General features: G+C 42.5%; 17 protein-coding genes. All 17 read right to left on the reverse strand.

The window, feature by feature from the left end; genetic code table 11:
• Positions 1-14 precede the first annotated feature (14 nt).
• Positions 15-596, reverse strand: coding sequence for a chemotaxis protein CheC (locus HED61_RS02205; protein WP_103300684.1), 582 nt, complete (start codon positions 594-596; stop codon positions 15-17).
• Entirely contained in the window at positions 593-2,623 is a 2,031-nt protein-coding gene (locus HED61_RS02210) for a chemotaxis protein CheA (protein WP_208774805.1), read from the reverse strand. The genes HED61_RS02205 and HED61_RS02210 overlap by 4 nt, the downstream gene beginning before the upstream one ends.
• Positions 2,624-2,644: 21 nt before the next feature.
• Positions 2,645-3,418: a CheR family methyltransferase gene (locus HED61_RS02215; protein WP_138371413.1), complete on the reverse strand. Its 774-nt coding sequence runs from the start codon at positions 3,416-3,418 to the stop codon at positions 2,645-2,647.
• 4 nt (positions 3,419-3,422) lie between these two features.
• Positions 3,423-4,427, reverse strand: a complete 1,005-nt coding sequence (gene cheB / locus HED61_RS02220) for a chemotaxis-specific protein-glutamate methyltransferase CheB (RefSeq protein WP_060813671.1) — start codon at positions 4,425-4,427, stop codon at positions 3,423-3,425.
• A 15-nt stretch (positions 4,428-4,442) separates the two neighbouring features.
• Positions 4,443-4,976, reverse strand: coding sequence for a chemotaxis protein CheD (locus HED61_RS02225; protein ID WP_219645379.1), 534 nt, complete (start codon positions 4,974-4,976; stop codon positions 4,443-4,445).
• Positions 4,946-5,398: a chemotaxis protein CheW gene (locus tag HED61_RS02230; protein ID WP_060813673.1), complete on the reverse strand. Its 453-nt coding sequence runs from the start codon at positions 5,396-5,398 to the stop codon at positions 4,946-4,948. Before HED61_RS02230 ends, HED61_RS02225 begins: the two co-directional genes overlap by 31 nt.
• Positions 5,399-5,416: 18 nt before the next feature.
• Entirely contained in the window at positions 5,417-6,709 is a 1,293-nt protein-coding gene (locus HED61_RS02235; protein ID WP_219645380.1) for a methyl-accepting chemotaxis protein, read from the reverse strand.
• A 153-nt stretch (positions 6,710-6,862) separates the two neighbouring features.
• A complete protein-coding gene (locus tag HED61_RS02240; protein WP_081131833.1) occupies positions 6,863-7,573 on the reverse strand; it encodes a cell division ATP-binding protein FtsE in 711 nt (236 codons plus the stop codon).
• An 11-nt stretch (positions 7,574-7,584) separates the two neighbouring features.
• The gene (locus tag HED61_RS02245) at positions 7,585-8,367 is read right to left on the reverse strand and encodes a flagellar hook-basal body protein (RefSeq protein WP_219645381.1); all 783 of its coding nucleotides are present in this window, start codon (positions 8,365-8,367) and stop codon (positions 7,585-7,587) included.
• 10 nt (positions 8,368-8,377) lie between these two features.
• On the reverse strand, positions 8,378-9,079 hold the full coding sequence (locus HED61_RS02250) for a flagellar hook-basal body protein (RefSeq protein ID WP_219645382.1): 702 nt from the start codon (positions 9,077-9,079) through the stop codon (positions 8,378-8,380).
• Positions 9,076-9,786, reverse strand: coding sequence for a sigma-70 family RNA polymerase sigma factor (locus HED61_RS02255; RefSeq protein WP_081131836.1), 711 nt, complete (start codon positions 9,784-9,786; stop codon positions 9,076-9,078). The genes HED61_RS02250 and HED61_RS02255 overlap by 4 nt, the downstream gene beginning before the upstream one ends.
• Before the next feature lie 32 nt (positions 9,787-9,818).
• A complete protein-coding gene (gene flhA / locus HED61_RS02260) occupies positions 9,819-11,894 on the reverse strand; it encodes a flagellar biosynthesis protein FlhA (RefSeq protein ID WP_219645383.1) in 2,076 nt (691 codons plus the stop codon).
• 15 nt (positions 11,895-11,909) lie between these two features.
• Positions 11,910-12,977 (reverse strand): flagellar biosynthesis protein FlhB, encoded by a 1,068-nt coding sequence (gene flhB, locus HED61_RS02265; protein WP_060813680.1) that lies wholly within the window; start codon positions 12,975-12,977, stop codon positions 11,910-11,912.
• A 13-nt stretch (positions 12,978-12,990) separates the two neighbouring features.
• Positions 12,991-13,743, reverse strand: a complete 753-nt coding sequence (fliR, locus tag HED61_RS02270; protein ID WP_081131838.1) for a flagellar biosynthetic protein FliR — start codon at positions 13,741-13,743, stop codon at positions 12,991-12,993.
• A gap of 11 nt (positions 13,744-13,754) precedes the next feature.
• Complete coding sequence (gene fliQ, locus HED61_RS02275) at positions 13,755-14,018, reverse strand: flagellar biosynthesis protein FliQ (RefSeq protein WP_060813682.1); 264 nt, start codon at positions 14,016-14,018, stop codon at positions 13,755-13,757.
• 25 nt (positions 14,019-14,043) lie between these two features.
• Positions 14,044-14,805 (reverse strand): flagellar type III secretion system pore protein FliP, encoded by a 762-nt coding sequence (fliP, locus tag HED61_RS02280; RefSeq protein ID WP_225585898.1) that lies wholly within the window; start codon positions 14,803-14,805, stop codon positions 14,044-14,046.
• On the reverse strand, positions 14,802-15,167 hold the full coding sequence (locus HED61_RS02285) for a flagellar biosynthetic protein FliO (RefSeq protein ID WP_060813684.1): 366 nt from the start codon (positions 15,165-15,167) through the stop codon (positions 14,802-14,804). Before HED61_RS02285 ends, fliP begins: the two co-directional genes overlap by 4 nt.
• Positions 15,168-15,169: the final 2 nt, after the last annotated feature.

A 15,169-nucleotide genomic window follows, 5' to 3' on the forward strand; every position in this document is an offset into this window, starting at 1 on the left:
AATTGTTACTCCCTTCAAATACCTAATGTACCAAATATTTCTTCTAGAACACCCTCTTCTGGAATAAAGAACAGCGAGGCGTCTAGTGTTTCTTGTTCATAAGAAAACTCATTGCGAATGACCAAAACGTGATCATCAAACTGATTTAATGCTAGATAAAGGCTACTAATTGCAGCACCAAAGAAATCATAACGAGCCATCGGTAGCGACGCCGCTAATTCAGCAGACAATAGTTGGCTGATCGCATTTAGAAACGAATTAAAAATGATATTCGTCAGCTCACTAATGATCGACTGCTTCATTTCTTCAGTGGCATCTTCCATGACCAGATGGACCAGTCGATCGGCAGCAACATCTGAAAGTACAAAGAGAAACACGCCGCTGAATGTACCGCTGATTGAACTGATCACTGCATGGACCTCTTTGTCTTCTTCCATGATCTGTGTATAGAGAGTTTGATAATCCAAGACCGCTACTTCCGGTACACTCATTGAGATAGGTTGCGCGATCAGCTTAGAAATACTTGTGGCAGCATTTCCGCCTCCAATATTGATCAGTTCTTTTAATCCGTCTAATTGCAAGTCGGTGTATTTCATTGCCGCTCATCCTTTTTTTCTCCACAAATCGCATTGACATCTAAAATCAGTGCAATCGAGCCGTTTCCTAAAATCGTCGCCCCCTGATAGCGATCCAGCTGCTGGAGGAGCGGATCGATCTTTTTGATCACGATTTCTTGCTGACCAACTAACTCGTCTGCCAATAAGCCATAATATTGCTGTTCGCTGTTGACAATGATGGCGAATTTTTTCCCGACTGAGTTTCCCTCGATTCCTAAAAGCTGATCGGTCCGAATAATCGGAATCAAATCTTCCTGGAAACGATAAACTTCTTGAGAAACGGTCTGGATCACTTCTTCTTCTTTGATGATCACTACACGTTCAACTAAATCAAGCGGAATCGCAAAGGTTTCGGTTCCTACACGCACCATTAGTGCTTGAATGATCGATAAGGTCAATGGTAGTTTGATCGTAAAGCGCGTCCCCTTATTGGGCCGACTCCATAATTCAATCGTGCCGCCTAAATTAGCGATCTTCGATTGTACCGCATCCATCCCTACACCTCGACCCGAGATATTCGTAACTTTTTCTGCTGTCGAAAATCCCGGATGGAAAATCAGTTGCTGGATCTCTTCATCAGATAAGCCTTCTGTGGCTAAGCCTTTTCTTTCCGCACTTGCTTTGATCACTTGTGGGTCTAATCCCTTGCCATCATCTTCTAGCGTAATGATGACTCGATTGCCTTCCTGGTATGCAGCTAACCGAATCGTTCCTTTACGGGATTTTCCTAATGCTTCCCGTTCTTCTGGACTTTCGATCCCATGATCGACAGAATTACGCAGGAGATGGACCAATGGCTCACTCAGTTCAGAAACAACCGTCTTATCCAACTCTGTTTCTTCTCCAATGATTACCAGATCCATTTCTTTTCCTAGTTCAGTCGATAAATCCCGCACCATTCGGGGAAAGCGGCTGAAAACGACATTGACCTGCTGCATACGAATCCGCAATACCAAGTCCTGCAATTCAGATGTCAGATGGGAGACTTGTTCCAGCGGATCTTTGATTGCTTCGATGTTTTCGCGATGGCTGACATCTTCCAGCTGGTTGCGATAGACGACTAATTCCGAAACTAGATCCAAAAAAGAATCGAGTCGCGATAGATCCACCCGGATCGATTGATTAGAAACAGACGCATGATGTGTCATTGTTTCTTTGGTTTCTTTGGTTTGGGTTGTTGGTTCTTTCGTGGTGTCTGTTTTTAGAGTCTCATTTGTTGCTTGAGACGGATTTGCTTGAAAAGGCTCAACTCGAAACTCTTCGATCTCACTATTACTAGCAATATTCTTTTGGACTTCCGCCAACTCATTCTGAGTGAGATACACTAGCCTAAAATCAGAATCAAAATCGCCTTCTTCCAATTGTTCCGCACTCGGTTCCGTATGCAGGATATCACCAGATTGTTCCAGTTTTTCCATGATCAAAAAGGCTCTAGGCCCCTTGAGCATGGAATCTTTTTCTAAGCGGACCGCAATGCTGAAGGCGTGGTAATCCCCGGCTACCGCTTGTTCGATCACAAAAAGATCCGAAGAATCTAATTGCTCAAATGCCAGCGATAACTGCGCAAGCGGTGTATCGGAGGTTGTTGTTTCCGAATGTTGTTGATCGGATTGATTTTGGCTTTGCTGTTCTACTTGATCTAATTCCAGCAGCAAATCTGTGATTTGATTCGGCTGCAGTTCTTTTTCTTCCCGCAAGTCTTCCACCAATTCGGATAACCGATCCAAGCATTTAAAAATCAGCGAGATGGAATCACTCGTCACTGACAACGTTGCTGTTTTGAATAGCTCAAAAATATTTTCCATCTTGTGGGTCAACTGTGTCATCACATCGTACCCCATCGTCGCTGCCATCCCTTTCAGTGTATGAGCTGAGCGGAAAATATCATTTAAAAGTGCTGTGTCTTGCGGATTGCTTTCTAATGCCAATACATGGTCGTTCAGCTGTTGCAGATGGTCATCTGTCTCTTCGAAGAAAAGCGTACGGTATACGCTATTATCATCCAAATGAATCCCTCCTTTGCGAAATTATATTTTTTGATAAATAAAGGAATCGATTTTTTTCAACCCGAATTTTTCCGAAAAATTAATCGTTTCTGTTGCTCCAGTAAATAAAATCCCACCTGGTACTAAGGCATCACTAAACTTCTGATACACTTCGTCTCTGGCATCACTTTTGAAATAAATCGTTACATTGCGGCAGACGATCACGTGACAATTCTTTTCATAGGGATCTTTCAATAGATCATGTTTCTTGAAATGAACTTTCCGCTTGAGTTCTGGTTTGATCTGATAAGTGTTTCTCTCTTTGACCTCAAAATAATTCGCTAGTTCTTCAATAGGAACATTTCTTAGCTCGTGCTCGCGATACACCCCTTGTTTTGCCTTTGTCAAAATCTGCTGATCGATATCCGTTGCTAAAACAGCGGGCGCTGCCAAGCGATTTTTCTCTAACAGCATGGCGATCGTATAAGGCTCCGCACCTATCGAGCAAGCCGCACTCCAAATTTTCGGCAATGCAAACTGTGGCACGATCTTAGTCAGCAGCGTTTTTTCAAAGGCATCAAATAACTCTTTGTTACGATAAAATTCGGTAACATTGATCGTGATATGGGCTAGAAAAGCTTCTCTGGCAACCATATCTTTCTCCAAAAGCCGCTGGTATTCCTGCAAATTTTTAGCACCTGAATGTTCCATGATGGTCAAAATCCGTCTTTGCATTTGACTTTCTTTGTAGGCCGCTAGCTGTACCCCCAGCCGATCACTGACCCATTGATTAAAAACAACAAAATCTGTCTCCATGTTCTCACCCGACTATCTGTCCGATTTTTGTTTCAATCTTGCTTAGTGCTAGAACTTCATCGACTGCCTTTTGTTCGATGGCGTATCGCGGCATCCCGAAGACCACACAACTGTCTTTGTCCTGAGCGATGGTATAACCACCTTCTTGTTGGATCGCTTGCATTCCTTTGGCACCATCTTTACCCATTCCAGTCAATAAAACACCGACTAGCCCCTTTTGATAAGCGCTGGCTGCTGAAGTGAATAAATAATCAACCGCCGGCCTAGTTCCGTGAAGCTTCTCCCGTTGATTCAGGTGAAAACGCCCTTGTCCCACTGTCATATGGTAATCTCCTGGGCAAAGATAGACTTGGTTTTCAATCGGCATGCCGTCGGTCACTTCTTTGACTGGTACTGTTGTTTCCGAGTTCAGACGTTGAGCGAAAGATGCAGTGAATCCAGCCGGCATGTGTTGAACGATCATGACTGGGCAATGCAGTCGTTTAGGCAAGCCGCGGATGATTCCCAACAAAGCTCTGGGGCCACCGGTGGAAGAGCCAATCACGACTGCTTCAACTGTCCGTGGCAAATGGTGTGACGTTAATTTTATTTGTTCAGCTATACTATGGTTTATTTCCTTAGAATGGTTTTGATCAAGCGAATCGATTTTTTTGTAGAAATCATCGATCCAGTCTTGTTGAATCTGAGATAGATTAACAGGCTTTTCAACGAAGTCTGCCGCCCCGAGCTCTAATGACTCAATCGTTGTTTCTTGATTTGTCATTGAACTGAGCATGATTACCGGAACGGTGTACTGTTCTTTGATCATCCGCAATGTCTCTAATCCATCCAATACAGGCATTTCTACATCCATCACTACAAGGTCGAAAGATTCTTTCGCAAGATGATCTAGTGCTTGCTTGCCATTACGAGCAGCAGCAGCTACTTTGATGTGGGGCATCTGTTCCAACAGATCCGTCACCACTTTCCGCATAAAAGCAGAATCATCTACGATCAATACTCTTTTCATTTTTTTCAAACTCCTTTATAGATAGATGATTTCTTGATTTACGATCCGAACCATTGTTGTAAAATCGTCTAAGTCAACGATCATTGTTCTTCCAGCCGTACCACCAACGTGTTTGGCTACAATGGGAATTCCCAACTTGGCCAAAGATTGTTCAACTGCCTCAACATTGCGTTGTCCGATATTACTCGTATTCGTGATTGTTTGGAATTGAAACATATTGGCACCACCAACGATTTTGGCTTTGAATCGCGGAGCACGTACTTTACGCTGCAATTCTTCAACCATGTTTGGCAATGCCAGATCAGCAAATTTTCCCGGCTTGATCTCCCGCTTGTGGGAAAATGGTTGACTATCTGGCAGCATAATATGGCTCAGTCCGCCAATTTTGCTTTTTTCATCATAAATGATCGTGCCAACGCAGGATCCCAGTCCAACGGTCATTAATTTGTCCGGATACTGGGCAATTTTATACTCTGAGATGCCTACATGAATCTCCTGTTTTGTTTTCAATAGACGGGTCAACTCGTTTCTCCGAACGTGTCCTGCCATTCCTCCGGTTCATAGTCAAATAAAAAGGAGAGCGCCAATAATAGTACGACGGATTCATCGCTTTTCAAAAATTGCTCGATATAACTTTGTTTAAGTCCCGAACGATCAAGCTGAGCTTCATAATCCGTCTCTTCCAGCGTAGAGATCCCCACGATCTCATCGACATACAGCCCAAGATCTTGATCATTCCAATGACATAAGATGACATTGTTCCGTTCAGAAACCGTTGTGGGCTCTTTGAATAGTTTACGGCGAACATCAATAATCGGGATCATTTTTTCTTGAAATTCATAGACACCTAAAACGAAATCAGCCACTTCCGGTAACTGAATAAAGGATTGGGCTTCAATCACTCGTGTCACTTGCTGGACTCGGATTGCAAAGAGCTGGTCATGACTTCTAAATATTACATATTGCTCCATCAGCATCTTTTCCTCTCTCTAGAATTTAAAGCTATCTACTTGGAACTTCAGAATGCTCGCGATCGTTTCGATTTCTTGCGCATTCGATTCAAATTCTTCGATGACCAAATAGAAATCTTCCAAGTTGGCCGTCACTTCTTGGGTGCCGGCAGAGGTTTCTGAAACAGCAGAGGAAATATTGCTGACAGAGACTTGCACCATATCTTTTTTCTCCACGATGCCGGTAATATGTGACTCGACTGTTTGGATACTCATTACTAATTTTTCAACAATATCAGAGATTTCATTGGCTAAATCAATCACCTTATTGATATTGTCTGTTTGTTTTTTCCCGCCCTCATAAGAATTCATCGCTGCTGAAACAACTTTCTCAGATTTTTTGCGGATTGCTTCAATGATCGTGCGAATACTTTTAGTCGATTGACTGCTCTGTTCTGCCAAACTGCGAACTTCTTCTGCCACAATGGCAAATCCGCGGCCTGCTTCCCCTGCACGAGCTGCTTCGATCGAAGCATTTAATGCCAAAAGATTGGTTTGATCAGAAATATCATTAATCAACTGAACGATTTTGCCGATACTTTGAATGTCTTCATTCATATCATTCATACCATCCACCAAATCAGCTTGATTTTGACGTTCGACTTCCCAACTTTCTGAGACATACATCATCACTTCAGAATTTCGATAATTGCTATCTTGAGATTTTTGCACGTAGCCATTCATGAGGTCGATCTCTTTGTGGATTTCCTCGATGCTTGTTGCTAATTCGTCCATGTCAACAGAGGTCTGTTCTGCTTCAGAGGCTTGAGAGCTGGCTGCGTTGGCGATAGCGTTCATCGTTTGGCGAACATTTTCGATAGATGTTTTGGCATTTTTGGACGTCTTGGTCAAATTTCCAACCATTTCCGTCATGCGGGTGCTTTCTTCATGCATTCCCACGATTACTGCTTTAAATGTATTCAAGACACCTTTAAAACTATTTTTGACCTTTTCAAAGAGGGGATCATTTCCGTCATTCCCCATAGCATCAATGTGCGAGAGGTCTCCTCCACTAACAATTTCCAATTCTGCTAGTAATGTATCCATTCCTGGATCCTTATGTTTCACCACAAAAGAGAGTACGACAACTCCAATAAATTCCAATAAGAGAACGATTATTGAAAAAATAAAGAACACATGACTCAACTGATCGTCTCCGTGAGGCCGTAAAACAAAGAAATAGCACCCCAATAAAACGACAAACGTAATAATTAAGGGAAGCAGCGTAGCGAGGCGGATTTTTTTGATAATAGCTTGTAACTTCTTCTTCATGACAGTATCCTTTCCTATGCGATATGATCGTCAATGATTTTTATCAAGATTCGCTCTTCACTTGATAATCGCAGTGTCACTCCTTCTTTATCCGATTATGAAAACAATCTTCTAGTTCCCTAATCGGATAATTAACTGGAAATTTAAGGCTTGTCACCAGACATATGTATCTTTCGGGTCTGCATAACGGGTATAGCCGCCGTTGCGATCGTCCCGTATCAATCGTCCTTCTTTAAGCTCAAAAACACGATTCCGAACAGTATTGACCATGGTGCTGTCATGGGTAGCAAGAAGCACGGTGGCCCCTAACTGGTTGATCTTTATGAATAATTTCATGATTTCTACTGCGGATTTAATATCTAAATTTGCTGTAGGTTCATCTGCGATCAAGACTGCCGGTTCAGTTACGATGGCACGGGCGATCGCGATCTTTTTGCATTGTCCTACCGACAATTCATGGGGATAGCAAGATTGATAAGCCGTCATGCCCACCATTTGCAATGCTTTATCGGTTTTTTCTTTGCGTATTTTCCGTGGCACGCCCAATACCTGTAATGCATATTCAATGTTTTTATAAGCCGTCATATGTGCCAACAGCAGGTCTTCCTGCTGGATAATGCCTACTTGTCGCCGAATCATATATAAGTGACGATCTTTCAGCCCTTCTAGCAGCACATTGCCAATTTGGATCGACCCTGCTGAAAGCTCTTCTTCTTTCAGCAGTAACTTGAACAGTGTCGATTTGCCAGAGCCGCTCGGTCCTACGACATAAATAAATTCGCCTTGCGAGATCTCAGCGGTAATATTTGCTAATGCTAGCGTGCCATTTTGGAATTGCTTGCTGACTTTGGTTAATCGGATCATTGGTCTCTCCTCTAATTAGTAAAACGATTGACAACAGCTAACATATCATCCGTTGTTTGCATTGCTTTTGTATTAAGGGCGTATGCTCTTTGTGTCGTCAGCAGTTCTGTCATTGAACCGGCCAAGTCTACATTCGATCCCTCCAAATAATGTTGATTGATCGTTCCAAAAGCGGTTGGGTCTGCTTGAGAACTTGTTAGCTGGGCATTTTGTGTTTGAAATAGCTGACTTCCCACAGGAACCAGATCATTCATATTGGTTGGGTTATAAAGTGTCAATTGCCCTAGTAGAACTGCCTGTCCATTTTGTTGGGTCATTAATCGGCCTGCAGAATCAATTTGGATGTTCTGGGCATTTGGCCATTGATTAGCGGGTACCATAGTAGTCATAGCGACAGGGTAGCCATCGCTGGTGACTAGTCCTTTTTCAGCATCTAACTGGAAATTACCAGCTCTTGTCAAAAGCAACTCATTGTTTCCATTGCGGACGCCAAAGAATCCCGTACCTTGGATCGCCACATCTAGCGGCTGACTGCTAGCTGTCAACACGCCTTGACCAAAGCTAGTTCCAGTTGTAGCTGAAGAACCAACGTTCCAGCCGTATTGTGCCGCATTACCACTGAAATAGACTTCCTCAGTTGATACTGCATTGTTGATCAGTTCTTTGAAATGAGTCGTTTGCGATTGATAACCATTGGTATTGACATTGGCAATGTTGTTAGCAACATTGTCCAAATTCTTTTGTAAACTGTTCATTCCTGAACGACTGATCCCTAATAAACCGTTCATATTCATTCTGCTATCCTCAAATCTTTCCTAATTCGTTCACTGCTTTTTGGAGTGTTTCATTGGTGGAGTTCAATACTTTTTGGTTTGCTTCAAATTCTCTTGATGTCTGGATCATTGCCACCATCTCGTCTGCCACGACCACATTGGCTTGTTCCAGATACCCTTGCTGCACCGTCGGCCGTGCAGCGATCGTCCCTGCATTGTCGCTGGTATAGTAAGTTTCCCCATTGGCCATCAACTGGTCTGGTTCAAACAAACGGACTTGGAATTGCGGATTATCTGCTGCGGTCACTGGCTGATTGCCATTGCCTAAAACAACGTATCCTTCTTGGGTCACGAATTGATTCTGCTGATTAAGGGTAAAGTCCCCTTTTCGCGTGTATAATGTTTCACCTGCAGGTGTTCGGAGAGTAAAGTAGCCATCAGAAAGCAGTGCGAAATCTGTTGCTTGATCCGTTTGTTTTATCGCCCCAGCTGCCTGTTCCAAACTGGTGCCGGCTAATTGATTCCCGAATGCCAGTCCACCAATATCATGACGAGTGTTTGCCTGAGCACCGCCTTGATAATTATGTAATGCTACTTCATCTAATGTCGATTGAAATAGTTTTTTTGCTTGATACCCAGTGGTTTTGACATTGGCGATGTTCCCACTAGTCGTTTCTTGCCGTTTCTGTAAGACATTGATGTTGCGGGAAAGAATATCTAATCCTCGAATCATGCTAGTTCCTCCTTGATCAATAATCGTAATTTAGCTACCATTTTGCCGTGGATCTGTGAAACCCTTGGAATTGAGATTTCTAAAATTTCTGCGATCTCTTTGAGTGTCAATTCTTCGGTGTAATACAAACTCAAAATCAACTGCTCTCTTTCCCCGAGCTTTTTGATACAGGTAGTCAATGCTTGCAGACGTTCTGTTTCTAATAACGCTTCTTCCACATCTACCGCTTCTTTATCGCTGATAGAATCTTTGATCGTCATACCTTCATCTTGAGCAGAAAACAATGTATCCTCTAATGACACACTAGCTAAATAATGTAGGCTTTCATAAATATCTGCCAACTGTCCGCGACTAATTCCCATCTGTTTAGAGATTTCTGTATCAGTCGCTTCTCGCTTCAAGGTTTGCTCTAACTCTTGTCGTGCTTGATAAAATTGGTTAACTGCCGCCATTTTATAACGTGAGATTTTTGCATGCTTGCGTACTTCGTCAATGATCGCTCCTTTGATACGAAGGACCGCATAACTTTCAAAAGGCACTTTTTTCGTCGGATCAAATTTATTTAACGCATCCATCAATCCGATGACCCCAATGTTGAATAGATCTCCTTGTTCGTAATCTGTCGTTTTGATTGACATTCGCTGAACCACGCGTTCGACTAGAGGAAGGTATTTAATGATTTCTGCTTCTCTATCCACTTCGTACATCGGTTATTCTCCTTTCACTTCGCACTCTTTGCTCATATCTCAATACTGCCTACCGTCTCAATAGCGATTTCGTTAGGTATCTCATTCAATGACAAGATTGCCAAATCCGGAAAATTGAATGTGATCATTTTCTTGAACGGAAGACGAATCTTTGGTGAAGCTAGAATTACGAAGGAAACATTCTGAGCGATCGCTGCATGTTGGATCGTATTGATTGAATCCAAAATTTTCGTCACTGTCTCTGGCTTTAAGACTGGGTAAGAGCCGGTTGCTGTCTTCTGAATACTTTGAGCAATCATTTCTTCTAATTTTGGATGAATGACAGCGACCTTCAGTTCATGCTGCTCCCCAATATATTTCGCCACGATCGTTCGTTTCAGTGCTTGACGAACATATTCTGTCAAGACTTCTACATCTTTTGTTACAACGCCGTAATCGGCTAATGTTTCTAATATTGTTGCCAGATCATTGATTGGGATCTGTTCATCTAGAAGATTTTGTAATACTTTTTGTACTTCACCCAACCTTAAAATCTCAGGAATCAATTCATCAATGACTACGTTGTACTGTTCTTTGATTCCTTCCAACAATTTCTTCACTTCTTGTCGGCCTAGTAATTCTGGCGCATGGCTGTAAATGATTTCTTTGAGATGCGTGGCAATCACCGTTAATGGTTCAATAATCGTAAAGCCTTGCAATTCAGCCAATTCCTTGTCTTTCTCATCGATCCACATCGCATCTAAATGAAAGGCTGGTTCTTTGGTTGCGATTCCTTCAAATGGGAAAGGTTCTTCATTAGGACTGATGACCATTACTTTATTCGGATAAATATCGCCCCGTCCCACTTCATTCCCTCGAATTTTGATCACATAATCATTTGACTCAAGGTAGAGATTGTCTCGGATACGTACCGGACTGACTAGGATCCCTAACTCTCGGGCGCTTTGTTTACGAATCGCGACGATACGATTCATCAGACTATTATCGATGGAACTGTCGACGATTGGGATTAGTCCATAGCCGATTTCAACTGCAATCGGTTCTACTTGGAAGGAAGCGACAGAATCGTCTTCTTCTTGGGCTTCTTTTTTACGTTCCAAAGCGAGTTTCTGTTCCAATTTCTTTTGTTCTGTCCGTTGCTTTTCTTCTTGCTGTGTAATCATGAAACTAGCGGCAAATAAACCGCCACCAATCAGGAGAAAAGGGATCGGTGGAAACCCTGGCACGATCGCCAAAACAAAAAGAATCATACCGACGATTCGGAAGAGTTGCGGATTTCTTGTGATATCGGCTGCAATGTCTAAACCAAAGGAACTGTCATTGTCTGAACGAGTGACCATCACACCAGATGCGATGGAGATCAGCAGGGAGGGGATCGAACTAACCAAACCGTCTCCGATAGCTAATTTACCAAACTGGGAGAAAGCTTCCATGACTGTCATTTGCCCTCCCATGGAAAAGATGATCGCGCCGCCGACTAAGTTGATGACCGTGATCATGATCCCGGCAATCGCATCTCCTTTAACGAACTTGCTGGCACCATCCATCGATCCAAAAAAGTCCGCTTCCCGCTGCAAGTCTTTTCGACGTTTCCGGGCATCGTCTTCCGTGATTAATCCGGCATTCAGATCCGAATCAATGGCCATTTGCTTTCCTGGCATCGCATCTAGTGTGAAACGAGCAGTAACCTCTGAAACTCGTCCCGCACCATTAGTCACGACAGCTAGTTGTACCACCATGATGATGACAAACAAAATGATTCCGACAATGTAATTACTTCCAGCTACGACATTCGCGAAGGCATCAATGACATGGCCCCCATTCCCTTGTGTCAGAATCAAGCGGGTAGAAGACAGGTTCAATCCTAGCCGGAACATCGTTGTAATCAAAAGAAGTGTTGGAAAGGTGGTAAATTCCAAAACTGTTTTGGTAAACAGGGTGATCAGCAGAATGTTGATAGCAATCGTTAGATTGACAATGATTAAAAAGTCCAAAATAGTTGCTGGTAAAGGAATAATGATCAATCCAATAATCCCGATCACTAAAAAAGAAACTAGGACATCCGCATAACCGATTTTTTTCTTAGATTTTGCTACTGCCTCATTCATGCTGTTGCCTCCGTTTTAAATCTTTCCGCGTTCGTTTTCTTCCAATTGATAAACCAGTGCAATAATCTCAGCGATCGCTTCGTACATCTCTACTGGTATCAAATCTCCCGGCTCTACTTGTCTATAAAGAGCTCGAGCAATTTCCCGATTTTCGATCATCGGAATGTTTTCTTTTGCTGCTTCTGCTTTCATTCGCTGTGCCAACTGATCAGCACCTTTTGCTAAAACCCTCGGCACTCCTTCATTCTCCGCATCGTAGCGAATCGCAATGGCAAAGTGCGTCGGGTTAGTGATAACGACAGTGGCTTCCTTGACGTGAGCGATGGCGTTGCGTGTCATCTCTCGGTATTTTGCTTTCCGCTGAGATTTGACTTGCGGATCACCTTCCATTTGCTTGTATTCATCTTTGATTTCTTGCTTGCTCATCTTCAAGTTCTTGCGATGACTGTAGCGTTGATACACATAGTCTCCTACCGCTAAAACAATCAAAAAAAGTGAGATTTGAAAAAATAGATCCTTTGCCCGTTCAATCAGAAAATAGACTGTTTTTTCTAAACCGACCTCACTGACACCCAGTAATGTTGGGACAGCCGCCAAAAATTTCTGGTAACAAAGATAAACAATAATGCCAAATTTTGCTAACGTTTTAGCGAGATTGGCAAGCGCTCGAGTGCTGAATTGTTGCTTTAATCCAGCCAGCGGATTCAGCTTCTTGAAATTTGGTTTGATTGCTTTAGCAGAAAATAAGATTCCCACTTGAGCATAGTTAGTAATTAAACCAACCGCATAAGCAATCACAAAGACAGGTGCGCAAAGCAAAAAAAATAGCAAAATACTTTGAAGTCCTAAACGAGGTAAATCCGCAACGCTGGCTTCAAACAAATACAGATGCTCCAACGCTCGAGTGAGATAAGGTAAAAAGCGCTGCGCAAAAAAGTGCCAAAGGGGCAACAACATAAAAGAAAAGACCATCAGAGAGACCGCAGCCGCTAACTCTTGCGTTTTAGGAACTTCTCCGCGTTTACGGGCATCCCGTAAACGCTTGGCCGTGGGTTGTTCTGTTTTGCCGTCTTTTTCTGACACGTTTTTCACCTCTCTATGATTTCAGTGATGTCATGAACTCTTGTAAATACTTGATTGTATCTGGAAGCTGCTTACTCAAAAAAGTAATGGCGTTTGGCAGTAGTAGCAAAAAGATCATAAAACTGATTGCTGTTTTTAAGGAAAGACTCATCATTAAGATATTGATTTGCGGAATCGACCGCGAAATCACCCCTAATACCAGATCTACCATCAGTAGTGCTATGAGCATCGGCGCAGCTAAATTGAGTGCCATTTCCATCATCTGTCCAAATAGTTTCACGACACCTTCGATGGTAGTACCACTAATTTGAACTGTTCCTAAGGGAACAATCGTAAAAGATAGAAGCAGCGCTGAAATCAAGCGATGATGCAAATTCAAGGTGAAAAAGGTTCCTACGGCTAACCAATAATACGTTTTTCCATATTGAGAGACGTTCATTTGGATCGTCGGGTCATAGGCCTGAGCCATCGAAAACCCCACTTGAAAGTCGATCATTTGACCAGCGATTTGCACGCCAGTAAAAACTAACTGACTCAAATAACCCATCGCCATTCCCAGTAAAATCTCTTTGAGAGCCAAAATCGCAAACATAAACGATGTCGCCTCTGGCAATGGTTCGACCGCAGGTAAACAAAGGAAGGTGAAGGCAACGCCTAGAACCACTTTCGCAAGCGAAGGAAAATTTTGTTGTGAAAATATGGGACACAAGATAACAAATGCCATCATGCGGCAAAAAATCAGGATACTTGCTTGGATCAGTGCCATGCTTTGCCTCCTTACAATGCCGCGATCATCTTAAAGATGGTTTTAGTGAAATTAAGCAAAAGATTCAGCATAAAATTGCCGGCAAGAATCAATGTTAAGAAAATAGCGATCAGTTTGGGCACAAAACTTAACGTCTGCTCTTGAATCTGGGTAGTGGCTTGAAAAATACTGATCACTAACCCCACAAGCATCCCGATAAGTAACGCCGGTCCAGAAATCAACAAGATCCGAATGAATGCTTCTCGCAATATGTCGAGTACCGTTGCAACAGACATTGGTTTTCTGCTCCTTTCCTGTGAATTATTGGAAACTCTTGATCAGTGATTCCACCACTAAATACCAACCGTCAACTAAGACGAATAGTAGGATCTTAAATGGCAGTGAGATCATGATCGGGGACAACATCATCATCCCCATCGACATCAAAATACTCGAAACAACTAAATCAATGATCAAGAAAGGAATAAAGATCAAAAATCCAATACTGAAGGCCGTCCGCAATTCACTAATGATAAATGCCGGGACCATTACGGTTAGCGGCACTTCATCTGAAGTTTCATATTTTTCTTTTGCCCCAGAAGCTTCGGCGAAAAGCTGAATATCTTTTTCTCGTGTTTGGAGCATCATAAATTCTTTGATTCGACGTTCTGAGCGATCAAAAACTTCGGATTGCGTGATTTCTTGCCGGTCAAAAGGTTCAATGGCTTGCTGATAAATATCCGTATAGACGGGCTTCATGATAAAGAAAGTAAGAAACAAAGCAAGACCGATCAATACTTGGTTGGGCGGATTCTGCTGGGTTCCTAATGAACTTCGTACAAAAGAAAGTACCATAATGATTCGGGTGAACGAGGTCATCATGATCAGTAAAACAGGAATCAAAGATAGCAAAGTCACCAGCAAAAAAGTATTGATCGTATCGTTTGATCCACTGCCGTTAGAGAGCAAATCACTAATCGTGGTACTCATATCCCCAATGTCTAAGGCAAACGCAGTTTGAGGCATCCATAAGTTGCTTAAAAGGATCGCTGCTACTAGCGTCCATTTTCGTTTTGCGCTCATTTTTGCTTGCCTCGTTTCGTTTCTAATTGACTCTTTGCTTTCTTTACCCATTCAGAGAAATCTGTCACTCGTAATGATTCTGACGTTTCCCCAGTTCTGGACATCAAGATAGCTGCTTCTTCGGCACTAAGTTCTTTTAAGATCTGGTTCTGCTGTTCCGAAAAACTCATCACATAATATTTGTCCAGAATCTGAATGATCCCAATGGAGGAGGATTTGCTGACGGCGACTTTTTGTAGAATCCGCAGCTGATTATTCTGTTGGTTCGTGTAGCGATTCAAATACTTCAAACTGACATTGATCAGATACAAAATGATTAACAAAAAAGCGATCATTTTAATCAATGAAAAAAATGTTTCCATCA

It is taken from the genome of Enterococcus gallinarum (assembly GCF_021496385.1).
In the GTDB taxonomy this organism is placed as follows: domain Bacteria; phylum Bacillota; class Bacilli; order Lactobacillales; family Enterococcaceae; genus Enterococcus_D; species Enterococcus_D gallinarum.

Coding starts and splice junctions, on each gene's coding strand:
- fliR (WP_081131838.1), bottom strand. CDS start 13,743: ATGGCACTGATCCAAGCAAGTATCCTGATTTTTTGCCGCATGATGGCA.
- HED61_RS02205 (WP_103300684.1), bottom strand. CDS start 596: ATGAAATACACCGACTTGCAATTAGACGGATTAAAAGAACTGATCAAT.
- HED61_RS02215 (WP_138371413.1), bottom strand. CDS start 3,418: ATGGAGACAGATTTTGTTGTTTTTAATCAATGGGTCAGTGATCGGCTG.
- HED61_RS02230 (WP_060813673.1), bottom strand. CDS start 5,398: ATGGAGCAATATGTAATATTTAGAAGTCATGACCAGCTCTTTGCAATC.
- HED61_RS02255 (WP_081131836.1), bottom strand. CDS start 9,786: ATGTACGAAGTGGATAGAGAAGCAGAAATCATTAAATACCTTCCTCTA.
- HED61_RS02245 (WP_219645381.1), bottom strand. CDS start 8,367: ATGAATATGAACGGTTTATTAGGGATCAGTCGTTCAGGAATGAACAGT.
- cheB (WP_060813671.1), bottom strand. CDS start 4,427: ATGAAAAGAGTATTGATCGTAGATGATTCTGCTTTTATGCGGAAAGTG.
- fliP (WP_225585898.1), bottom strand. CDS start 14,805: ATGAGCGCAAAACGAAAATGGACGCTAGTAGCAGCGATCCTTTTAAGC.
- HED61_RS02285 (WP_060813684.1), bottom strand. CDS start 15,167: ATGGAAACATTTTTTTCATTGATTAAAATGATCGCTTTTTTGTTAATC.
- HED61_RS02225 (WP_219645379.1), bottom strand. CDS start 4,976: ATGGCAGGACACGTTCGGAGAAACGAGTTGACCCGTCTATTGAAAACA.
- flhA (WP_219645383.1), bottom strand. CDS start 11,894: ATGAATGAGGCAGTAGCAAAATCTAAGAAAAAAATCGGTTATGCGGAT.
- HED61_RS02250 (WP_219645382.1), bottom strand. CDS start 9,079: ATGATTCGAGGATTAGATATTCTTTCCCGCAACATCAATGTCTTACAG.
- HED61_RS02240 (WP_081131833.1), bottom strand. CDS start 7,573: ATGATCCGATTAACCAAAGTCAGCAAGCAATTCCAAAATGGCACGCTA.
- fliQ (WP_060813682.1), bottom strand. CDS start 14,018: ATGTCTGTTGCAACGGTACTCGACATATTGCGAGAAGCATTCATTCGG.
- HED61_RS02235 (WP_219645380.1), bottom strand. CDS start 6,709: ATGAAGAAGAAGTTACAAGCTATTATCAAAAAAATCCGCCTCGCTACG.